Genomic DNA, 20,881 nt, shown 5'->3' on the forward strand with positions numbered 1-20,881 from the left:
GCGGGTGCACGAGCAGACCCCGGCCTCACGGCGTGCGCTGCGTGCCCAGGACTCCTCGCCTCGCGCGGCGACCTCCGGCGACTTCGGCCCCGCTCTGTCGACGACGGGCGAGCTCGGCCCCGCCCTTGCGCTTCCCGATGCCACGTCCCCGGCCCTGCGGTCCGGGGAGGCGGAGCAGGGTGGCGCGGTGGCGGATGCCGCGGTGAGCGAGCCCCCGGCATCCGAGGTCTCCTCCGGTGAGGCTCGCGCCACGCCTTTGCCGGTCGCGCTCGGGGCGTTGCTCTGGGTCGATCCCGACGAAGCGGGAGCCCCGCGACCGACCCCGACGTTCGTCGTCTCGGGGGCCACCTCGCGCTCGGTCGACCTGCTCGCGGGTGCGCGTCGGCCGGTGCTGCGCCCCGGAACGATCATCCCCACGCTGCTCTTCGTGCTGATCATCGCCGCCTACGCCGCGACGACGCTGCTCTGGCCGCTGAACGCCGTCATGCCGACGACCCGGGCGGTCGCCGTGCAGCCGATCGCTGCTCCGGCGGCGGTTCCGGCATGGCCCGCCGAGGGCGAAGCGGCGATCGCGCTCGACGGAATCCCCGACACGCTGTCGTCGTCGGCCAGCGCTCCCGAATCGATCGCGAGCATCACCAAGGTCGTCACGGCACTCGTCGTTCTCGATCGACTGCCGCTCGCCCCGGGAGAACAGGGCAAGAGCTACACCTTCACGCAGGCCGACAGCGCGGACTACTGGCAGTACCGGGCCCGCGGGGAGTCGTCGCTCGACGTTCCCGTCGACGGCAGCCTCACCCAGCTGCAGATGCTGCAGGGCATGCTCATCGCCTCCGCCAACAACTACGCGCAGCGCCTGTCGACAGACCTCTTCGGGACGGATGCCGAGTTCGCGGCCGCCGCGACCCAGTACCTCGCGGAGCGGGGCATCGAGGGCATCACGATCGTGAACCCCACCGGGATCGAAGCCGGCAACACCGCCACCCCGGCCGCGCTCATCGCACTGGCCGAGCGGGCGCTCGCCAATCCCGTGATCGCCGAGATCGTGCGCACCCCGGAGCTGACCCTGCCCGGAGCCGGCACGTTCAAGAACGGCAACGCGCTGCTGGCCGACCCCGGAGTGATCGGGGTGAAGACGGGCACGCTCGATGCGTGGAACCTGCTCACCGCGAAAGACATCACCGTCGGAACCGCCACCGTGCGCGCGTACGCCGCCGTTCTCGGTCAGCCCGGGCCCGACAGCCGCAACCAGGCCGCGCGCGACCTCTTCGCCCGCATCGAGCAGGAACTGCAGCCGAAGCCCTCGGTGCCCGCCGGGACGCTGGTCGGCAAGGCCGAGACGCTGTGGGGTCCCGACATCGATCTCGTGACGGAGTCCGACGCCACGGTCGTGCTGTGGAACGGCGGTGCGGCGCAGACCTCCACGTCCTTCAGCCTCGGCGACACCACCACGGCGGGCTCGACCGTGGGGACGCTGACCGCGACCGGTCCCGTCGACGCCGACACGGTCGATGTGAAGCTCACCGGCGACATCGACCCGCCGAGCCCCTGGTGGCGCCTCACCCACCCTCTCGACCTCTTCGGCCTGAACGACTGAGCCATGAGACTCTCCGTGGATGCCACCTCTTCGACGCCGCCGTTCGAGCAGGTACGGGCGCAGGTCATCGCGCAGATCGAGGCCGGCGAGCTCGTCGCGGGGACGCGGCTGCCGCCGGTGCGAGCGCTCGCGACCGAGCTCGGCCTCGCCGCCAACACGGTGGCGCGCACGTACCGGGAGCTCGAGGAGGCGGGGTACGTCGAAACCCGCGGTCGTGCAGGCACGTTCGTGAAGGGGGCCGATGCGGCCTCCGCTCGCGCCGCGGGTGCGGCGCGCACGTACGTCGAAACCGTGCGGCGCCTCGGGGTGTCGGCGGACGACGCGGTCGAGCTCGTACGGGCGGCGCTGCGGGATCGGTGAGCGCGACCGATGCGCTGCGGTGCGCCGCCTCGGGGTGACGTCCGAGCGCGCGATCGAGCTCGTGCGGGCGGCGCTACGCGATCGGTGGGGGCGACAGACGTGCTGCGGTGCGACACGTCGGGGGACGTCCGAGAAGGCGATCGACCTTGTGCGGGCAGTGCTGCGCGATCGGTGGGGGCGACAGACGCACTGCGCTACGGCATCTGGGGGTGACGCCCGAGAAGGCGCTTGAGCTCGTGCGGGCGGTGCTGCGCAATCGGTGGGGGCCACGCGCCGTGGTGCGGCGCTGGCTACGCGGAGCCGACGGTCGCTTTCGTACCCAGTGGCTGAATCCGTCGGAACGGCCAGTCACGCCCCGTCCGCCACCCGCTTTCACCCGGGGCGGTTGGGGTCGTCGGGGCCACCGATCGAGGCGCTCCCACGAGGTTGATGAGCCTGTCGTGAACACCAGTCGAGGCGGTCTACATCGCACGCTTCCTCGACCGCCCGGCCCGCTTCGCCGGACCACGCTCCTCCCCAGGCGGGCACCCCAAGAAGTTATCCCCATCTGGGATTTTCTAGACACTTCAATGTCGGAGGTCACCATTAGCATGCACACATGCGCGATTACACCTCTCCGACGAACCCCGGCAGGCCACGCCTCCTGTCGACCCTCGTCGACGAGGTCCGACGCGCCAGCGCCGCAGTCGCCCACGCCGAAGCAGCCCGCACCCGCGCCCTCGCCGAAGCCGGTCACCTCGCCCTCGACGTGATGGCAGGCCTCTGCGCGTCTTCCCGCGCCGCAGAGCTCGCCCTGCGAGAGGTGGCATCCGAGATCGCCGCGGCAGAGAACATCTCCGACCGCACCGTGCAGACCCAGATCGGTCGCGCCATGGCCCTCGTCGACGCCTACCCCGAGACGCTCTCCGCCTGGGAAGGCGGGGTCCTCACCCGTGCCCACGTGGGGGTGATCCTCGACATCGGCTCCCCTCTCCCGGTCGACGTACGGGCTGAGTTCGATGCGCTCGCGGTCACCACCGCCGAGGGTCTCAGTCCGGGCCGGCTGCGGTCGCGCCTCGCCGTCCTCGCCGAGCGACTGCATCCCACCACCCTCACTGAACGCCACCGCCGCGGCCGCGACACCCGTTGCGTGCGCATCACCACCGGGCACGACGGGATGTCGGACCTCGTCGCGACCCTTCCCACGGTCCTGGCGGTCGGTATCTACGACCGACTCACCCACCAGGCCCGCGCCCTGATCGACCACCGCCTCGACGGCCCCGACGCGTCAGCCGATGAGCGCACGACCGCGCAGCTACGGGCCGACATCCTCGCCGACCTGCTCCTCACCGGCTCCCCCGGAGCCGACCCCACCCGCACCGACGACGGCCCCGGCACCCTCGGCGCCATCCGCGCCCGCGTGCAAGTCATCGTGCCCGCGCTGACGATGTTGACGCCCGACCGCGAGAACCACGACCCCGCCGAGCTCATCGGACATGGCCCCATCGACGCCGAAACAGCCCGAACCTTGGCTGATGCCACCACCGCCCCCTGGGACCGGGTCGTCACTCATCCGATCACCGGGGCGGTCCTGCACACCGACACCTACCAGCGCACCACCGCCCTAGACCGTCACGTCCGCGCCCGCGACCGCCACTGCCGTTGGCCCGGCTGCACCGTCCCCGCCATCCGCTGCGAAGTCGACCACACCCGCGACTACGCGCTCGGCGGCCCCACCGACGTCGCCAATCTCGCCCACCTCTGCCAACGCCACCACACCCAGAAGCAGTTCACCCGGTGGACCGTGACACAGCATCCCGGCGGGATTCTCCACTGGACCAGCCCGACCGGTCGCACGTACGCCGACGAGCCCCTCCCCTATTCCCCCGCCGTCCGATTCCTCCCCGATGACCCGCCCCCACCCGACCCCGACGATGACGGGATGCCCCCACCTTTCTGACGCGTAGGCGTTGGTTCTGAGCCACGCTCACGACATCGAATCCGGCATTCTCAACACCACTGCCGAGAGTCTCGATCGCCATACCGCAGTGAACGCCCGCGCGTCTCTCCTGATGATCGCCGCGTTCGCCCGACAGGTCGACGCCACCGGTGGCGCGATCGTCGCTTTCACGAGCGATCACACCACCGGCAATCTGCCCTACGGCGCCTCGAAAGGGGCTCTCGATCGGATCGTCATCTCGGCCGCACGCGAACTCGGGCCGCGCCGCATCTCCGCCAATGTCGTCAATCCGGGCCCCATAGACACCGGATGGATGGACGACACCACGCGCGACGCAATGCCCGCACACCATCCTCTGGGTCGACTCGGGACGCCCCGCGACATCGCGGGCATCACAACCTTCCTCCTCTCCGACGAGGGTCGCTGGGTCAGCGGTCAGCTGCTGCACGCGGACGGCGGGTTTTCCGCACGCTATTGACGGCGTCGAGCGCCCACTCCCGGGGCGTGGCATGCACGGAGGAACCGCTGCTCCCTGGGGGAGCAGGCCTGAGATACCGCGGGTACTGGGGTCAAGGTTGACGCCCTACTCGACCGGCCCCGTGAGGGTGTCGGCGGTTGTGGATAACCGGTTTGCGCACATCGGCCCATGCGCCATCATGGAGTCGTAAGCGAAACCGGGGGGCGACGCTCTCGCCAGTGGTCGGGCCCCGTTCGTGCCACGCGCGAGAGGAACCTGGACATGGTCGGAATGATCCGAGTCGACGACGGGGTGAGCGACTACCACGTCTCACGTATCCGACAGGCGAGCGACGACCTGCCCAACGATGCGGCGATCACAGTCGTTCACGGCAATCGCGAAGAGGACGCTCCCGAGGCGTACACGAAGAAACTCGAGGGGGTTGCGGCGGAAATCGCGGCACGAGTACAGGAAGTCCGTGAGTTCGCCCTGCGCAACGCCGACGCGCTCGCGCAGGCGGTCTCCCTGCTCCGCGAGCGAGATCAGATCAGCGCCGGTGAAGCTCGAAGCGCTGCTGCGCTCATCGACGACATCGCCAACGGAACGACTCCGGCGGTGTCGTCGACACCAGTCCCCGCTCCTTCCGGCGACGCCGCTGCCGCGCGGTCAGGGTTCGGCGGATGAAGCACCACGGGAGAACTCGCGTGATGGCGGGCCTCGGTATCGCCGCTGTGGCGATGCTCCTCGCCTCAGCTCCCGCGGAGCCCGCGACCGCAACGGATACCGGTGAATGGTGGTATGAAGCGTACGGTGTTGCAGCCATCCACAACGAGGGATGGACGGGCGCCGGCGTGAAGATCGCGGTGATCGACAGCAACATCAACCCTGACCTCCCCGTCTTCGCAGGTCGCAATCTGAAGGTCGACCCTCGCCCGCTCTGCGCCGAGGTTTCCTCACCGACCACGACAGAACGCACCGTGGGGGCCGGACACGGCGCGACCGTGGTTGCGCAGATCATCGGTAGCGGACAAGGACCCGGCGGCATTCGCGGGATCGCGCCCGATGCCGAGGTGACGTTCTACAGCCTCGGAACGCAGACGGACGAAGAGCCCTGCACGGCCGCCGAGTACGGTGACCAGCTCACCGCCGTCGCGCTCGGCGTACAGCGCGCCCTCGACGACGGCGCAGATATCATCACGACCTCGGTCGCCGGGGGGAAGGAGCCAGGAGACTCGGACGTGATAGCGAACGCCATCGCAAAGGGCGTCGCCGTGGTCGCATCGGGCCCCAACCCCACCACGCGAGACCTCGCCGGACTCCGCGAGTATCAAGGCGTGATCGTCGCATCGGCGGTAGACGAGGCGGGCCAACTGAACACCTATGACGACGGCCGCTCGCTGGTCTATCCGCGCACCGCCGTGGTCGCACCGGGGGTGGGTCTCACCACAGTGGGTAGCGCGAGCGGCGGCTGGGACAGCGCCGGGCGAGGATCAGGATCATCCTTCGCCGCGCCTCTCGTCGCGGGAGCTCTCGCCCTGGCAGAGCAGCGCTCGCCTCAAGCCACGTCCAACCAATTGGTACAGGCGTTGCTCCGCAATACCGGCAAAGAACCGCATGAATTGTCGGATGACCGGACCAGTGGTTACGGCTTCGGCTTGGCGTGGCCGGCCAATATCGTCGGAGTGGATGCCACGACATACCCCGACGACAACCTGCTGGTCGGACGAGTCGAGGCGGCTCCGACCGCCGCGCAGATCGAGCAGGCCGCCGCACGGGGCTCCGCATATCCCCCGGTGGCCGAACCCTCGGTGACCTCTCCGACAGAGGTCCATCCCCGTTCCGACGACGACCCGACGAGTAGTCCGGCGGGACCGGACATCACGCTGATCGCCGTCTTGAGCGCGCTCGGCTTGATCGTCATCGCAGCCGGGGCGCTAGTCGCCATCACCGTGACTCGGAGGAGTCGGACGAGACGTGTCGCGCAGGACACCCGAGAGAGAGTTGAGCACCCGTGACCGGTCGGTACGAGCAGGCGTTGATCAATCTCGCCGAAGGTGGAGCACCATTCGACGTGCCCGCGACGCGAGACCTCATCGAAAAGTTGAGGCTCGCTCCGAGAGGTTGTCTCGGGCGCCGCTGAGCTGCCGGGCATCGACGGCGAGGCCGCCGGGGCAGCGAAAGCAAAGTTCGACGCGGCGGCGGAGACGATCGGGCAGCAGATCGCGTATCTCGAGGGAACTCTCGACGATGCCCTCCGCTTGGCGAACGGGCTGCGGGACGCAGCACGCGAGAAGCTTTCGGCGTTGCCAGCCGGGAGCTTGTCGGGCGGCCAGGAGACCGTCGTCCGTTCTGCCGCGGTGGGGACGACGCTGTTTCTCGGGCCCATCTCGCTGCTGGCTGGCGAGGGAGCGGTGCAGGCCTTCAACGCCTACCTCGCGCAACAACGCGAGCAACAGGCGCAAGGTGACTTCACCACCATCAGCCAAACTCTGAACGGCATGTCGCCACCGACGCCGCCGCCGCCGCCGGCCGCGCTTTCCAGCGACGGCGGGCGATCGGTCGAGCTTGAGGAGGGCCCTGCCGGTACGGGCACGACCAATTCCGGCCAGCGGCCATTCCGCGGCGGTGACCGAAGTGGAAACGAGAGTGTCCCCGTCCCTCGTGGCCCCGCGCCCGTCGAAGACGCTGCCACGCCCGGCCCCCCGCCGGCGCATCTCGTCCCCTCTCCCGACGCCCCCCGTGGCCCCGGCATCGACCTCGGACAGGTCCCCCCGCACTACACCCCGCCCACGCCGGACGGCTCCATCTCCGGCATCGGCACCCTCCCCGGACACATCTCCGGCCCCGGCTCGATCGGCGGTTCCTTCCCCGGTGGTGGCATCTCCGGCGGAGGCGCAGGCCTCGGCTCGGGCCTCTCGGCGGGACTGATCGCAGGGGGCGGTGGCGCCGCTGCGTTGAGCCGGTTGAGCTCGGGAACGGGCTCGAGTACCGCGGCCGCCGGACGCACGATCAGCGGCAGCGGAGGCCTCCTGGGCAAGAGCGGGGCCTCGGCCACCGGTGCCGGACTCGGCGGACGCTCGGGCACCGGCTCCCTGGGCGGAGGTGCGACGGGCGGCACCGGCACACCCGGAACCGGCGCGAACGCCGCCGCGGCCGGAGGCCGCGGAGCCGCAACCCCAACCGGCGCCGGTGGAACGGGCGGCGGCACGGCCGGCGCCGCCGGCAGCCGGGGCGCCGGAGGCATGGGCTCGGGCTCCCGGTCCGACCGCCGCGACGAGCGACGCGGTCTCGGCGGCCCCATCGCGCCACGCCTCGAGGACGACGAAGAAACCGCACCGCGTTCCGAGAACGCCGCGGCGGGTTCACGCGACGACTGAGGACCGGCATCCGGAGGCCGACGACCTGCTAGCGTGCCAGGCAGTGACACGGGGTGCCCGCCAGGGCTGAGAACACACCCGTCGAACCTGATCTAGTTCGTACTAGCGAAGGGATGTCGCGAATGGTCGTTCGCACGTCGTCGTCTCCATCCACCCCCACCGAAGCGCTGCGCTCACTCCGCGAGGCCGCGCCGCTCACGCAGTGCATCACCAACGCGGTGGTGACGAACTTCACCGCCAACGCACTCCTGGCTCTCGGCGCCTCGCCCGCGATGTGCGACATCCCCGGAGAGGCCGGGATGTTCGCCGGGATCTCCGGCGGAGTTCTCGTCAACCTCGGGACCCCCACGAGCGAGCAGAGGGATGCCGCCCGAGAGGCCGTCACCGCGGGAACACCCTGGGTCCTCGACCCGGTCGCCGTCGGCGCCCTGCCCGTGCGCACCGCCCTCGCACACGAGCTGCTCGACGCGCACCCGGAGATCGTCCGCGGGAACGCATCCGAGATCCTCGCCCTCGCGGGAACCGGCTCCGGCGGCCGCGGGGTCGACGCCACCGACTCCGCCGAAGACGCCCTCGACGCCGCACGCTCCCTCGCGATCCGCACCGGCGGCACCGTCGCCGTCTCGGGAGAGACCGACCTCATCGTGGATGCCACCCGCACGGCGCGCGTGAGCGGCGGCAGCGCCCTGCTGACGAAGGTCACCGGCGGAGGCTGCGCCCTCGGCGCCGCGATGGCGAGCCTGCTCGCCGTCACCCCCGCGTTCGACGCGGCTCTCACCGCCAGCGTGATCTGGGCCGTGGCGTCGGAGCGGGCGGCATCCCGAACGAGAGGGCCGGGGTCGTTCGCGGTGGCCTTCCTCGACGAGCTCGCCGAGATCGAGCCCGCCGACCTCGACGGACGCGTCCGCGTCGACACCGAGGTCACGCGATGACCGCCGACCTGTCCCTTCACCTCGTCACCGATCACCGTGTGCCGTTCGCGCGCCTGCGCGACATCGTCGACGAGGCCGTCACCGCGGGCGTGAGCGTGGTGCAACTGCGCGACAAGGTCGCGAGCGGCGGAGAACTGTTCGCCCGCACCCTCGACCTCGCCGACGTCATCTCGGGACGCTGCACGTTCGTCGTCGACGATCGCCTCGACGTCGTCCTCGCCGCGCGCGAGCGCCTGGGCCAAAAGCCCGGCACCCGCGGAGCCGGCGCCCGGGTGGACGGCATCCATCTCGGCCAGAGCGACCTCCCCGTCGACGCCGCGCGCTCCCTGCTCGGCCCCGACGCCCTCATCGGATGGACGGCGAACACCCCGGCGCACCTCGCGACGGCCGAGGCGTTCCTTCGCGGAACCGTCGACTACCTCGGCGTCGGCGTCATTCGGGCGACGACGACGAAACCCGATCATCCGCGACCGCTCGGCATCGACGGGTTCGGCGAGCTCGCGGCATCCACTTCCCTCTCGTGCGTCGCGATCGGGGGGATCGGCCTCGACGACGTCACCGCCCTCCGCCGCTCGGGCGCTGCGGGCGTCGCGGTGGTCTCCCTGCTGAGCGAGGACGACCACCCGGGCGGAGTCGTCCGGGATCTCCGCGCCGCGTGGGAGGAAGGAGCGTGATCCCCCGCGTCCTGAGCATCGCGGGCACCGACCCGACCGGCGGGGCGGGTATCCAGGCCGACCTCAAATCCATCGCCGCGTTCGGCGGCTACGGCATGGCCGCGGTCACCGCGCTGGTCGCCCAGAACACCCTCGGAGTCCGCTCCGTCCATGTGCCACCGACGGCGTTCCTCGACGAACAGCTCCGCGCGGTCAGCGAGGACGTCGAGATCGACGCGGTGAAGATCGGCATGCTCGGCTCGACCGACGTCATCGCCACCGTCGACCGCTGGCTCACCTCGACGCGACCGGCGATCGTCGTCCTCGACCCGGTCATGGTGGCCACGAGCGGAGACCGGCTGCTCGAGGCCAACGCCGAAGACGCGGTGCGCGCACTGTGCCGACGCGCCGACCTCGTCACTCCCAACCTGCCCGAGCTCGCGGTGCTGGTGCGCGAACCCGTCGCGACGACCTGGGGGGTCGCGGTCGCCCAGGCCCAGCAGCTCGCCGCCTCGGCCGACACCGCGGTGCTCCTCAAGGGCGGACACCTCGACGGCCGACAGTGCCCGGATGCCATCGTCGACTCTTCCGGTGTCCACGAGGTTCCGGGCCGCCGCGTCGACACCCCGCACACCCACGGCACCGGTTGCTCGCTGTCGTCGGCCATGGCGACCCTCGCCGCCCACGGCCTGCCCTGGACCGACGCGCTCATCCGCGCGAAGCGCTGGCTCACCGGCGCCCTCGAACACGCCGAAGAGCTGCACGTCGGCCGGGGCAACGGCCCGATCGACCATCTGCACGAGCTGCGCCCCCACCTCGACCTCGACCGATCCTGGAGCAGCGCACGGTGGGAGGCCACCGCCGCCACCCGCGCCGATGTCGACGCCTGCGCGTTCGTGCGCGGTCTGGCATCCGGGGATCTCGACCGCGACGCCTTCGCCTGGTACCTCGGGCAGGACCTGCTCTACCTGCGCGAATACGCACGGGTGCTCGCGCGCGCGGCGGCCCTCGCTCCCACGGTCGAGGAGCAGCGGTTCTGGGCGACGGCCTCGGTGTCGTGCCTGGTCGAGGAGGCGGCGCTGCACCAGTCGCACGTCGATCCGGCCGGGCTCGAGGCAGCCCCGGCGACCTGGGCCTACACCGATCACCTGCACGCGGCAGCGGCCGCGGGGTCGTACGCGGTGCTGGTGGCCGCGATCCTGCCCTGCTTCGTCCTGTACACCGACATCGGCGTGCGCTGGCGGGGCACCTTCGACGCCGACCATCCCTACGCCGATTGGCTCACGGCCTACGGAGACGAGACGTTCGCCGTGTCATCCGCCGAGGCGGCGCGCATCGCGGATGCCGCCGCACGATCGGCATCCGTTCCCCTCCGGCACGAGATGGCCACGGCGTACTACCGATCCATGTCGCTCGAGCTGGCGTTCTTCGAAGCGCCCCTGAAACGCGCGTGAGGTGCCGGGGACGCCGCTCATGAGAGGGGTCCCCGACACCTCGGGTGACGATGGGCGGAGGCCTCAGCCGCTCTTGCGGCGGAACTCCCGCTTGGTGACCGCTCCGTGCGTGCCCTGCACGGCGGAGTGGCCGTCGAGGTGCGCCTGACCCGAACGGTGCTGGCCGTTCTTCTTCTCCAGCGCCTCTTTGAACTTGCGCTTCATGTCGTCGGATGCCGAGGCACCCGAGGTCTCGTCGGTACTCATGACTCCACCCTAGGCAGGTAGCGGCGACCTGTCGCTGATCAGACGTGCCGCACGCGCTGCTGCAACCTGGTGCGGATGTCGAACAGTTCGGTGCCGCCGACCTCGCGACCCCCCGTGATTCCGCGCCGCAGCAGCGTGGTCAGGGCGCTGCGCGTGACCAGGGCCACGGGCGTTCCGCGCACCTTGCCGAGTTCGGTGATCGCATCGAGCACGGCGTCGTCGGGAAGCACCACCATCGCCCCGCTGAAGCGGACGCCGGCCGCTCGCGCGATCACACGCGCCCGCGACACGAGCTCGGTCACCGGGGAGCCGATGACGTTCGCTCCGGTGATCTCGCCGCGCCGCACGCCCACCGGGCCGCCGAAGTCCTCGCTCAGCAGAGCGTAGAGGCCGCTGGGTCCGAGCACGAGGTGGTCAAGCTTCTGCTCCGGGTCGCGCCCGTCGCGATCGGCGAACACGTCGTGCCACACCGTGTAGCCCATGCCCAGTTCCGAGACGAGGCGCGCGGTCTCTTCTTCGGCGAGCGCGTCGGCGAGGATGTGCCGGATCTCGGGCGGAGCCGAGCGCACGAGTGCCGGGTCGTAGGGGTCGGGGATCTCGACGCCGCGCCCCACCCACTCGCGGATGAGTCCGAGATAGCGCTCGCGTCGCCACCCGCCGGGCTGGCCGTGCGAGCGTGCGCGCGGACGCGTGTCGCTCGGACGGGAGGGAGCGGATGCCGGCACCCCGCCGCCCCATTCCCCGGGAGCCGTCCCGCGGCCCCGGTCGTAGGCGCTGCGCGCCTCGGGCGTTCCGACGAGTTCCCACGCGCGCTGCACCTGGACGAACAACGCGGCGTCGCCCCCGGTGTCGGGGTGCGTCTCGCGCAGACGCACGCGATACGCGCGGCGCAGGCCCTCTTCGTCGATGTCGGCCGCGACGCGGAGCACCTCGTATGCCGAGGACGACATAGGACTGTCGAACACGTGCGTTCATCCGTTCTGCCGCGAGGACGCGGCGCCTCTCAGGCTAACCCGCTGCGGCTGAGTGCGGCCCGGACGGCGAGGTCAGGCCTCGATCACCACAGCGCGGGCTCGGGCGCGTAGGCGAAGGCCTCGGCGACGCGCTCGGGAGGAAGGTCGTCGAGTCGCGCGGGAGACCACGACGGCGACCGGTCCTTGTCGACGACCTGCGCGCGGATCCCCTCGACGAGGTCGGGCTGCGTGAGCGCGAACCACATGACCAGTCCGTACTCCTGCGCGAGGGCAGCGCGGAGCGAGGGCAGCTCGCGAGCTCGACGCACGGCCTCGAGCGTCACCGCGAGCGCGGTCGGCGCCGACGAGGCCAGCAGCTCGGCCGTCTCGCGCGCTTCGACCTCGGGACGCCGACGAAGGCGGTCCAGGATGCCGAAGACGTCGTCGGCCGCGAAGGCGTCGTCGACCCATTCGCGGGCGTCCTCGAGCCGTGAGCGCTCCGGGGTCTCATCGAACAGCAGCACCAGCTCGGTGGGGCTCGACGGATCGGCGCGGTTCTCGAGTGCTTCGTAGAGCGCCTCGAGATGCGCGGTCGGCACCATGTGGTCGGCGAAGCCGGCGTACACCGCGTCGGCGGCATCCATCGTCCCGCCGGTGAGAGCGAGGTACTCGCCCAGCCGGCCGGGGGCTCGAGCCAACAACCACGATCCGCCCACATCGGGAGTGAACCCGATGCGTGTCTCGGGCATGGCGAGCTTCGAGCGCTCGGTCACGATGCGGATGGCCGCGTGACCGGCCAGGCCTATGCCGCCGCCCATGCAGACGCCGTCGGCGATCGCGACCACGGGCTTGCGCGAGATCGCGATCCGATGGTCGAGCGCGTACTCCTCGCGGAAGAAGGCGTGCACCTCGTCGACGCGGCCCGCCGTCACCATCTCGTGGAGCGCCCGCACGTCCCCGCCGGCGCAGAATCCACGATCGCCGGCACCGTCGAGCAGGATCACGTCGACGTCGGTGTCCTGCTCCCAGCGGTCGAGCGTGAGGTTCAGGGCGCGGATCATCTCGAGGTCGAGGGCGTTGATCGCCCTCGGACGGTTCAGCGTCAGATGACCGAGGCCACCGCGACCCCCGACCAGGACACTGTCGGCAGCGGTGTCGCCCGCGCTGACGTCTTCGGTTCGCTGTGCGTGCACGGTGCCACGTTACACAGCCGGTCCGCCGCGCCCTCGGCTGTGGATAACTGTGTTTTCGCCCCCGGATCGGGGAAGATAGGAAGAACGCACGCAGAACGAAAGGTGCCGTATGCCCGACGGACAGGTGCTGGAGCTCGCCGGGCTCACCAAACGCTTCGGCTCGATCTCCGCCGTCGACGATCTCTCCGCCCGCATCGAACCCGGGCAGGTCACCGGCTTCCTCGGTCCCAATGGCGCCGGCAAGACCACCTCGCTGCGCATGCTCTTGGGGCTGGTGCGTCCCACCTCGGGCACCGCGACGATCGGCGGCAAGAACTTCAGCGAGCTGTCGTCGCCGCTGCAGACCGTCGGAGCCGCCCTCGAGGCCTCGAGTTTCCACCCCGGCCGTTCCGCCGCGAACCACCTCAAGGTGTACGCCCGCGCCGCCGGGCTGCCGGCCTCCCGCATCGACGAGGTGCTCGGCCTGGTCGGTCTCGCCGACGTCGCGGGCCGACGGGTCGGCGGCTTCTCTCTCGGCATGCGCCAGCGCCTCGGGCTCGCCACGGCACTGCTCGGCGACCCGGGCGTCGTCGTCCTCGACGAACCCTCGAACGGCCTCGACCCCGAGGGCATCCGCTGGATGCGCTCCCTGCTGCGCCACCTGGCCGAAGAGGGGCGCACCGTCCTCATCTCCTCGCACCTGCTGGCCGAAGTCCAGCAGACGGTCGACGCGCTGCTGATCATCTCGCGCGGCCGTCTGGTGTTCCAGGGCGGCATCGAAGACCTCGCCGACCCCGACGAGTACGCCACCGTCGTCGACTCCCCCGACCGAGCGGCTCTGTCGCGCGTGCTCGATGAGCGCGGCATCGGGTACCAGCTGCTGCGCAACGGCTTCACGATCCGCCACCACGACCCGGTCGAGATCGGCGGCCTGGCCGCCGGCGCGGGCATCGCCCTGTCGAACCTGCAGAGCAAGGGCGCGAGCCTCGAAGACATCTTCCTGGAGCTCGTGAGCGGGGTGCGTGTGCACGAGAGCGCGGGTGCGGTCCCCGCAACCGAATCGATCCCGGATGCCGCGACCCCGGCGCCCGCGACGGGTCTCGACGCCTTCCCCGCACCGACCGGCGCACCCGCCCCCGCGGTGAGCCACGACGATCTCTCTTCCGAGGCACCGGCCCCGCACGACGACGCGCGTCCCTCCACCGCCCTCGTCGCCGTCATCGCCCCACCCCGCACGCTGCGCACCGCGGCCGAGACGCCCCTGACGTCTGAGGCCGGTCCGCGCCAGTCCTACGCCGTGGCCTCGACCGGTGTGATCGACATCGTCGCGCCCACACCTTCCGGCGACCGGCCCGAGAGCCCGTCCGAGAAGACGCCCGCCGACCAGGAGGTGCAGCGATGAGCCTCGTCGCCGCCACGCGTTCCGAGTACACCAAGCAGTTCAGCACCGCCGGCTGGTGGGTGCTGGGCATCGTGCTCGTCGCCTACGTCGGCTTCACCGCCGCCGCCCTCGCCTTCGTCTTCGGAGGGCTCGCTTCGGGCGAGCTCACCGGAGCGAGTGGCCCCCTGATGTCGAGCGCCGGCGTTCCGCCTCTCGTCTACAGCTCGGCCACCGCGGTCGGCTACGTCTTCCCGCTGCTCATCGGCACGCTCATGGTCACCACCGAGTTCCGCCACAAGACGCTGACCCCGACTTTCCTGTCGACCCCGCGCCGCGGCGTCGTCCTCGTCGGCAAATTCGTCATCGGCATCGTGGTCGGGCTGCTCTACGGCATCCTGGGCTCGATCGCCGCCGTCGCCGCCGGCGCGGGCGTGCTGAGCGTCTTCGGTATCGACGCCGAGCTCGGCTCCTCCGACACGTGGGTGCTGATCGGGCGCATGCTGCTGGCGTTCGCCCTCTGGGCCCTGATCGGCATCGGCGTGGGCACGGTCGTGCGCAATCAGGTCGCCGCGATCGTCATCGTGCTGGCCGTGACACTGTTCATCGAACCGATCGTGCGCACCATCGGCGGGCTCGTCGAGGGCTTCGGCGATGTGGTCAAGTGGTTCCCGAGCGCCGCGAGCGACGCCCTGGTGGGGCAGACGATCTTCGGCACCATGGGCACGGGCAACAACAGCGCTCTCGACTGGTGGGTCGGTGGCCTCGTTCTGCTGGGGTACGCGGTCGTCTTCCTCGTCATCGGTTTCTTCACGACCTGGCGCCGCGACATCGACTGAGCGGGGCGCACCCGCGACGAGTGCGCTCATCGTCCCCGCATTTGGTCGGCTGCTGCGGGGTCAGTGAGAATCAACCGTGCTCGATGGACCGGTGATCGCCGAGTGGCTCCCCGTCTCGGTGGCCGCCCTCGTGCTGCTGTTGATCGCCGCGGGAGTCGCCGGCTGGGTCGATGCGGTGGTCGGCGGGGGCGGACTCATCCAGCTCCCCGCGCTCGTGATCGCCGTTCCGAAAGACGTCGCGACCCCGTTCATCCTCGGCACCAACAAGCTGTCCTCGTTCTTCGGAACGCTGTCGGCGAGCTGGGTGTACCTGCGCAAGATCAGGGTGCAGCTCGTCCTGTTGATCCCCCTCGTGGCGGGGGCGTATGCGGGTTCCACCGCCGGCGCCGCGCTCTCGCGGTTCGTCCCCCGCGAGGTGCTGACCCCGATCGTCCTCGTGGCCGTGATCGCGGTCGCGCTGTACACCCTGCTCAAGCCCCGGATGGGCCTGCACCACGAACCGCGGCACGACAAGGCGGTGGCCATCGCCTGGCGGGCGGCGGCGATCGGTCTCGCGGTGGGGTTCTACGACGGCATCCTGGGGCCGGGAACGGGCTCGTTCTTCGTCATCCTCATCGTGAGCGTCTTGGGCTACGGCTTCCTGCAGGCGAGCGTCAACGCGAAGATCGCGAACCTCACCACGAATCTGGCCGCCCTCGCGGTGTACGGCGTCCACGGCGAGATCCTGCTGGTGCTGGGGCTCGCGATGGCCGCGATGAACGTCACCGGCGGCTTCATCGGCGCTCACATGGCGACCCGACGGGGCAGCGGTTTCGTGCGGATCGTGTTCCTCGTCACGCTGTCGATCCTCATCGTCAAGCTCGCGTGGGACACCGTGGTGCAGTTCACGTCCTAGCGCTGGCTCGCGGAAGCTGCGTCTCAGGCGTCGTGGTACCCGTTGAGTGTCCAAAACACCCGGGCGTTTTCAGAATCCGTCCGGGTGTTTTGGACACTCAACGAGCGGAGAGAGAGAGCTGGGAGCACGGGCGCCGGCCGGCGCGGGCGTCAGCGGACGATGTCGGCGACGTTCTCGGGTTCGGATGCCACGTCGAGACGCAACGCCTTGAGCAACGCGACCCCGTGCTTCGTCGTCAGCACCAGGCGCTCGAACTCCTCATGACCGGAGAGGTCGATGACCACGCTGGGCTTGCGACCCCGGATGATGACGAAGTCGTTCCCCCCGGCCGACTTCCAGGTACCCGCGCCGACCGCGACGGGCAGGTTGATCCCGGGGTTCGGGACACCGCGGATCCAGGTCCACGCGTCGTCGGTGAGCTGCACCCGTTCGATGTGCTCACGGGGGACGACGATGTTGCTCTTGCGGAAAGACATCGCACGCTCGGTCGGCGAGAGCACGACCTCGAGCTGCGTCGAGTCGAGCAGCAGGGTCACCATGCCTTCCATCCTGCCAGCGTCCGGCAGCCCCCACCCCTCCCTCACCTCACAGGAGCGCAACGATCACCCGGTGCGCGTCGAGGCGGCCCGTATGTCGGAGGTGCGGGATAGCCTGGACGAATGAGCACGGGCAGCGCTGCGCCGCGAGTCGCACCGGCCCGAGGCGCTTCGATCAACGACCTTCTGGCGGCGATCTCGTCGGGTCACCGCCCCGACGTCGATGAGACCGAGGCGCTGTTGGGCGCCCCGCTCCCTGCGCTCTTGCGCGTCGCCTCGGCCCTGCGCGACGAGGGTCTCGACCGCGCCGGGCGCCACCGCGTCATCACGTACTCGCGCAAGGTGTTCGTCCCGCTCACCACGCTGTGCCGCGACCGGTGCCACTACTGCGTCTTCGTCGACACCCCCGGTCAGCTGAGCCTGCTGCGCAAGCCGGCGTACATGAGCCCCGAGCAGGTGCTCTCCGTCGTGCGCCAGGGTCAGGCTCTCGGCTGCAAAGAGGCGCTCCTCACCCTCGGCGACCGCCCGGAAGAGCGCTGGCCCGAAGCCCGCGCCTGGCTGGACGATCACGGTTTCGCCTCGACCATCGACTACGTCGCGCACATCGCCCGACTCATCACCGCCGAGACCGGCATGCTCGTGCACGCCAACCCCGGCGTCATGCACCCCGACGAGCTCGCCGCCCTCCGCCCGGTGTCGCCGTCGATGGGCATGATGCTCGAGACCACCTCGCGCCGGCTGTACGAGGAGCCCGGGCAGGTGCACTTCGGCTCGCCCGACAAAGACCCGGCGCTGCGCCTGAAGGTCATCGACGACGCCGGGGCCGCCGGCATCCCGTTCACCACGGGCATTCTCGTCGGGATCGGCGAGACCGTGCGCGACCGCGCCGAGTCGCTCGTCGCCCTGCGCGAGATCGACGACCGGCACGGTCACGTGCAAGAGGTCATCGTGCAGAACTTCCGTGCGAAGCCCCGCACCGCGATGCAGGGCGCGCCGGATGCCGACATGCACGACTACCTGGCCGCGGTTGCCGTCGCGCGGCTCGTGTTCGGCACCGACATGCGCATCCAGGTCCCGCCGAACCTCTCCGACCCGCGCGAGCTGGGGCTGCTGATCGAGGCGGGCATCGACGACTGGGGCGGGGTCTCGCCCCTCACCGCCGACCACGTCAACCCCGAGCGACCGTGGCCGCAGATCGACGACCTCGCCGCCCAGACCGCGACCCGAGGCTTTTACCTGCTCGAGCGTCTCACCGCACACCCCGAGTACGTCGCGGATGCCACTCGCTGGATCGACCCGGCGCTTCGCGAGCCGGTTCTGGCGTTGGCCGATGCCACGGGGCTCGCGGCCGACGTGATCCCGCGGGGCACCGATGCCCGTGCGACGGGCACGGACGACGTCTCGACGGAAGGAGATTCCGCAGCGGGAGGATCCCTACGCGCCGAAGCATCCTCCCGTGGCGAATCCTCCTCCCCTCGCGGAGGCGCCCCCGGCCACGACCCCGGGGTGAAGCGGCTGGCCGAGCGGGCGGCATCCCAAGCCTCCGATCTCGATGACGACGACTGGGTACGACTCCTGCGCGCGGAAGGCGCTGAGCTCGACGAGCTCACCGCGGCCGCCGACGACGCCCGCCGGTACACCGTCGGCGAACCCGTGACCCTCGTGCAGAACCGCAACCTCACCTCGACGGGGTTCCGGCGCGCCGGCCGCACGGGCAGCGGCGAGTTCGATCTCCAGGACGCAGCGGACATCGCTGCCGACGCCGCGGCCCTCGGGGCCACCGAGATCTGCATCCAGGGCTCGCTCGTGCCCGCCGAAGATCCCGCCGCCTACCTGGACCTCGTGCGCACGGTGAAGCGCGCAGCTCCCGGCATCCACGTCCACGCCTATCGCCCCGCCGATGTCCGCGACCTGGCCGAGCGCGGGGGTCTCGGTCTCGACGGTGCCCTCGCAGCGATGCACGAGGCCGGGGTCGACACCGTTCCGGGTACGGGCGTGAAAGTCCTCAGCGAGCGTGTGCGCGCCCTCGTCGCACCGCTCGATCTCGAGATCGACAGGTGGATCGAGGGGATCACCGCGGCTCATCGGTCGGGGTTCCGCTCGACGTCGGTGTTGTTCTACGGGCATGTCGAAACCGCCCAGGAGCGCATCGCGCATCTGCGGCGCCTGCGCGAGATCCAGGCCGAGACCGGCGGCTTCGCCGAGTTCGTACCGATTCCCCTGCCCGGCGGCGACGTGGCGCTCGTCGAGGGCCGCAGCCCGGTCGACGAGCATCGTGCGATGGTCGCCGTGTCGCGCCTCGCGCTGTCGGGGAGCATCTCGCACGTGCAGATCCCGTGGACCCGCGTCGGTCGCGAGACGGCGGCCGCGCTGCTGCGCTCCGGCGGAGACGACCTGGGCGGAACGCTCTACGACGGACGCGTCCTGCCCGATACCGGTATCGAGCACGGGCTCGAGCTGCCGGTCTCCGCAGCCGAGCGCATCGCGCGAAGCCTCATGCGTCCCTTCCGACTGCGGACGACGGACTACCGGGTGGCGGTGCCGCTGCCCGACCCGTCCGCCCCGTACATCGAAACGAGCGGGGGCACCCGCTACGCCCTCCCCGCCGACGGGCCGCGCGCGTGAGGATCCTCGACGCCGCGATCGTCGGGGCAGGGTTCGCCGGCCTCGCCATGGCTGGTGCCCTCCGCCGCGCCGGGCGCGACGACTTCGTCGTGCTCGAACGCGCCGACGACGTGGGCGGCACCTGGCGCGACAACACCTACCCGGGTGTCGCCTGCGACGTGCCGGCGCACCTGTACAGCCTCGCCGCCCACCCGAACGCGCGATGGTCTCGCACCTTCGCCCCCGGCGGAGAGATCCAGGACTACCTGCGCGGCGTCGCCGAAAGCGAAGCCCTGGGCGATCGGCTGCGTCTTCGCACCCCGATGCTCGGAGCGCGGTGGGATGCCGAGGACGCAGTGTGGCGCATCGACACCGGCGCCGAGCCGCTCGTCGCCCGTGCCCTCGTCCTCGCGTGCGGTCGGCTGACCGAGCCGAACGTCCCCGCCATCGCCGGGCTCGAGTCGTTCCCCGGGCCGCTGTTCCATTCGGCTCGCTGGGACCACGACGCCGACCTCACGGGGATGCGCGTCGCGGTGGTGGGGACCGGGGCGAGCGCCGTGCAGCTCGTGCCCGAACTCGCCCGCACCGCCGCCCACGTCACGCTGTTCCAACGCACGCCCGCCTGGATCATGCCCCGGGGCGGCGGCGACATCCCCGCCGCCGAGCGCGATCGGCTCGCCGAGAATCCCGGAGCCCTCGCGCGACTACGGGCTGAGCTCTACGCCGAGGGCGAGCAGCGCTTCGCCTCGCGTTCGGGCGACGCCGCGGCATCCGCCACCGCCCGTGATGCCGCCGTCGCACACCTGCACGCGCAGGTCGCCGACCCTGCGCTGCGCGCGGCGCTCACCCCCGACTACGCCTTCGGCTGCAAGCGCGTGCTGCTCTCGGACGCGTTCTACCCCGCCGTCGCCTCGGAGGCCGTGACCCTTGAGCCGACGGCCCTCTCGCGCGTCGACGGCTCCACGCTCACCGCCGCCGGCGGAGAGACCCACGAGGCCGACGTGCTCGTGCTCGCCACCGGATTCGCCGCCGCCCAGCAGCCCTACGCCGACCTCGTCCGCGGCGACGAGACGACCCTCGCCGAGCACTGGTCGGAGGGCATGACCTCGTTCGGCTCCACCGTGGTCGCGGGCTTCCCGAACCTCTTCGTCCTCAACGGCCCCAATGCCAGCCTCGGGCACAATTCCGCCGTGCTCATGGCCGAGGAGCAGGCCGCCTACGTGGTGCGCGCTCTCGCCGAGCGCGACCGCCGCCCCGACCGGGTGCTGCGCGTCCGCCCCGAGGCCGAGGCGGATTACACAGACGAGATCGCCGCCGCCGCGGCATCCACTCCCTGGATGACCGGCGGATGCCGCAACTGGTACGTCGACGAGCGTTCGGGGCGGCTGACCCTGCTGTGGCCGGGCACCGTCCAGGCGTTCCGCGAGCGCCTCACCGGCGCCGACGGGTCGGAGTTCGAACCCGCGCACAGCCCCGTGCGCAGCTGACA

At 70.9% G+C, this 20,881-nt stretch carries 18 protein-coding genes, 1 pseudogene and 1 riboswitch; of the genes and pseudogenes, 15 read left to right on the forward strand and 4 right to left on the reverse strand.

Annotated elements, in window-relative coordinates; translation table 11 throughout:
- Window positions 1-4 precede the first annotated feature (4 nt).
- The 10 genes and pseudogenes from OVA17_RS04465 (at window position 5) to thiD (ending at window position 10,769) form a co-directional block, all read left to right on the forward strand.
- Complete coding sequence (locus OVA17_RS04465; protein ID WP_267788456.1) at window positions 5-1,597, forward strand: D-alanyl-D-alanine carboxypeptidase family protein; 1,593 nt, start codon at window positions 5-7, stop codon at window positions 1,595-1,597.
- A gap of 3 nt (window positions 1,598-1,600) precedes the next feature.
- Window positions 1,601-1,957: a GntR family transcriptional regulator gene (locus OVA17_RS04470; RefSeq protein WP_210075959.1), complete on the forward strand. Its 357-nt coding sequence runs from the start codon at window positions 1,601-1,603 to the stop codon at window positions 1,955-1,957.
- A 598-nt stretch (window positions 1,958-2,555) separates the two neighbouring features.
- Window positions 2,556-3,896, forward strand: coding sequence for an HNH endonuclease signature motif containing protein (locus tag OVA17_RS04475; RefSeq protein WP_267788458.1), 1,341 nt, complete (start codon window positions 2,556-2,558; stop codon window positions 3,894-3,896).
- A 10-nt stretch (window positions 3,897-3,906) separates the two neighbouring features.
- Window positions 3,907-4,374 (forward strand): annotated as a pseudogene (locus tag OVA17_RS04480) (SDR family oxidoreductase); the annotation flags it as partial.
- A 261-nt stretch (window positions 4,375-4,635) separates the two neighbouring features.
- On the forward strand, window positions 4,636-5,037 hold the full coding sequence (locus OVA17_RS04485; protein ID WP_267788460.1) for a hypothetical protein: 402 nt from the start codon (window positions 4,636-4,638) through the stop codon (window positions 5,035-5,037).
- Window positions 5,038-5,090: 53 nt separating this feature from the next.
- Window positions 5,091-6,368: a S8 family serine peptidase gene (locus OVA17_RS04490; protein ID WP_267789356.1), complete on the forward strand. Its 1,278-nt coding sequence runs from the start codon at window positions 5,091-5,093 to the stop codon at window positions 6,366-6,368.
- Window positions 6,369-6,656: 288 nt separating this feature from the next.
- A complete protein-coding gene (locus tag OVA17_RS04495) occupies window positions 6,657-7,730 on the forward strand; it encodes a hypothetical protein (protein WP_267788461.1) in 1,074 nt (357 codons plus the stop codon).
- A 39-nt stretch (window positions 7,731-7,769) separates the two neighbouring features.
- A riboswitch (TPP riboswitch) is annotated at window positions 7,770-7,861 on the forward strand.
- A complete protein-coding gene (thiM, locus tag OVA17_RS04500) occupies window positions 7,853-8,662 on the forward strand; it encodes a hydroxyethylthiazole kinase (RefSeq protein ID WP_267788462.1) in 810 nt (269 codons plus the stop codon). Its footprint overlaps the riboswitch before it by 9 nt.
- The gene (locus OVA17_RS04505) at window positions 8,659-9,336 is read left to right on the forward strand and encodes a thiamine phosphate synthase (protein WP_267788464.1); all 678 of its coding nucleotides are present in this window, start codon (window positions 8,659-8,661) and stop codon (window positions 9,334-9,336) included. The genes thiM and OVA17_RS04505 overlap by 4 nt, the downstream gene beginning before the upstream one ends.
- A complete protein-coding gene (gene thiD / locus OVA17_RS04510) occupies window positions 9,333-10,769 on the forward strand; it encodes a bifunctional hydroxymethylpyrimidine kinase/phosphomethylpyrimidine kinase (protein WP_267788465.1) in 1,437 nt (478 codons plus the stop codon). Before OVA17_RS04505 ends, thiD begins: the two co-directional genes overlap by 4 nt.
- A 63-nt stretch (window positions 10,770-10,832) precedes the next feature.
- On the opposite strand, the gene OVA17_RS04515 is transcribed toward thiD, so the two are convergent.
- The 3 genes from OVA17_RS04515 to OVA17_RS04525 all read right to left on the reverse strand — a co-directional run bounded on the left by OVA17_RS04515 (window position 10,833) and on the right by OVA17_RS04525 (window position 13,161).
- Window positions 10,833-11,015 carry a DUF5302 domain-containing protein gene (locus OVA17_RS04515; RefSeq protein ID WP_210075941.1) on the reverse strand — a complete coding sequence of 61 codons (183 nt, stop codon included), beginning with the start codon at window positions 11,013-11,015 and terminating at the stop codon, window positions 10,833-10,835.
- A 38-nt stretch (window positions 11,016-11,053) separates the two neighbouring features.
- On the reverse strand, window positions 11,054-11,980 hold the full coding sequence (locus OVA17_RS04520; RefSeq protein WP_267788467.1) for a DnaJ domain-containing protein: 927 nt from the start codon (window positions 11,978-11,980) through the stop codon (window positions 11,054-11,056).
- A 92-nt stretch (window positions 11,981-12,072) separates the two neighbouring features.
- Window positions 12,073-13,161: an enoyl-CoA hydratase/isomerase family protein gene (locus OVA17_RS04525; protein WP_267788468.1), complete on the reverse strand. Its 1,089-nt coding sequence runs from the start codon at window positions 13,159-13,161 to the stop codon at window positions 12,073-12,075.
- 109 nt (window positions 13,162-13,270) lie between these two features.
- On the opposite strand from OVA17_RS04525, the gene OVA17_RS04530 reads away from it, so the two are divergent.
- From OVA17_RS04530 to OVA17_RS04540, 3 genes are all read left to right on the forward strand, one after another.
- A complete protein-coding gene (locus OVA17_RS04530) occupies window positions 13,271-14,542 on the forward strand; it encodes an ABC transporter ATP-binding protein (RefSeq protein WP_267788470.1) in 1,272 nt (423 codons plus the stop codon).
- Entirely contained in the window at window positions 14,539-15,357 is an 819-nt protein-coding gene (locus tag OVA17_RS04535; protein ID WP_267788471.1) for an ABC transporter permease subunit, read from the forward strand. Before OVA17_RS04530 ends, OVA17_RS04535 begins: the two co-directional genes overlap by 4 nt.
- A 76-nt stretch (window positions 15,358-15,433) precedes the next feature.
- Window positions 15,434-16,252 carry a sulfite exporter TauE/SafE family protein gene (locus OVA17_RS04540; protein ID WP_210075931.1) on the forward strand — a complete coding sequence of 273 codons (819 nt, stop codon included), beginning with the start codon at window positions 15,434-15,436 and terminating at the stop codon, window positions 16,250-16,252.
- Between the two features lie 149 nt (window positions 16,253-16,401).
- On the opposite strand, the gene OVA17_RS04545 is transcribed toward OVA17_RS04540, so the two are convergent.
- Window positions 16,402-16,791, reverse strand: coding sequence for a hypothetical protein (locus OVA17_RS04545; protein WP_267788472.1), 390 nt, complete (start codon window positions 16,789-16,791; stop codon window positions 16,402-16,404).
- A gap of 120 nt (window positions 16,792-16,911) precedes the next feature.
- Between OVA17_RS04545 and cofG the strand changes: the two genes are divergently transcribed.
- Window positions 16,912-19,413 (forward strand): 7,8-didemethyl-8-hydroxy-5-deazariboflavin synthase CofG, encoded by a 2,502-nt coding sequence (gene cofG, locus OVA17_RS04550; protein WP_267788474.1) that lies wholly within the window; start codon window positions 16,912-16,914, stop codon window positions 19,411-19,413.
- Window positions 19,410-20,879: a flavin-containing monooxygenase gene (locus OVA17_RS04555; RefSeq protein ID WP_267788476.1), complete on the forward strand. Its 1,470-nt coding sequence runs from the start codon at window positions 19,410-19,412 to the stop codon at window positions 20,877-20,879. The genes cofG and OVA17_RS04555 overlap by 4 nt, the downstream gene beginning before the upstream one ends.
- Window positions 20,880-20,881 lie beyond the last annotated feature (2 nt).

This window comes from Microbacterium sp. SL75, assembly GCF_026625865.1.
In the GTDB taxonomy this organism is placed as follows: domain Bacteria; phylum Actinomycetota; class Actinomycetes; order Actinomycetales; family Microbacteriaceae; genus Microbacterium.

Bases quoted from the DNA above. Each gene is read 5' to 3' on its own strand.
- OVA17_RS04475 (WP_267788458.1), top strand. From the start codon at position 2,556: ATGCGCGATTACACCTCTCCGACGAACCCCGGCAGGCCACGCCTCCTG.
- thiM (WP_267788462.1), top strand. From the start codon at position 7,853: ATGGTCGTTCGCACGTCGTCGTCTCCATCCACCCCCACCGAAGCGCTG.
- OVA17_RS04535 (WP_267788471.1), top strand. From the start codon at position 14,539: ATGAGCCTCGTCGCCGCCACGCGTTCCGAGTACACCAAGCAGTTCAGC.
- OVA17_RS04505 (WP_267788464.1), top strand. From the start codon at position 8,659: ATGACCGCCGACCTGTCCCTTCACCTCGTCACCGATCACCGTGTGCCG.
- OVA17_RS04485 (WP_267788460.1), top strand. From the start codon at position 4,636: ATGGTCGGAATGATCCGAGTCGACGACGGGGTGAGCGACTACCACGTC.
- OVA17_RS04545 (WP_267788472.1), bottom strand. From the start codon at position 16,791: ATGGTGACCCTGCTGCTCGACTCGACGCAGCTCGAGGTCGTGCTCTCG.
- OVA17_RS04490 (WP_267789356.1), top strand. From the start codon at position 5,091: ATGCTCCTCGCCTCAGCTCCCGCGGAGCCCGCGACCGCAACGGATACC.
- cofG (WP_267788474.1), top strand. From the start codon at position 16,912: ATGAGCACGGGCAGCGCTGCGCCGCGAGTCGCACCGGCCCGAGGCGCT.
- OVA17_RS04470 (WP_210075959.1), top strand. From the start codon at position 1,601: ATGAGACTCTCCGTGGATGCCACCTCTTCGACGCCGCCGTTCGAGCAG.
- OVA17_RS04530 (WP_267788470.1), top strand. From the start codon at position 13,271: ATGCCCGACGGACAGGTGCTGGAGCTCGCCGGGCTCACCAAACGCTTC.
- OVA17_RS04515 (WP_210075941.1), bottom strand. From the start codon at position 11,015: ATGAGTACCGACGAGACCTCGGGTGCCTCGGCATCCGACGACATGAAG.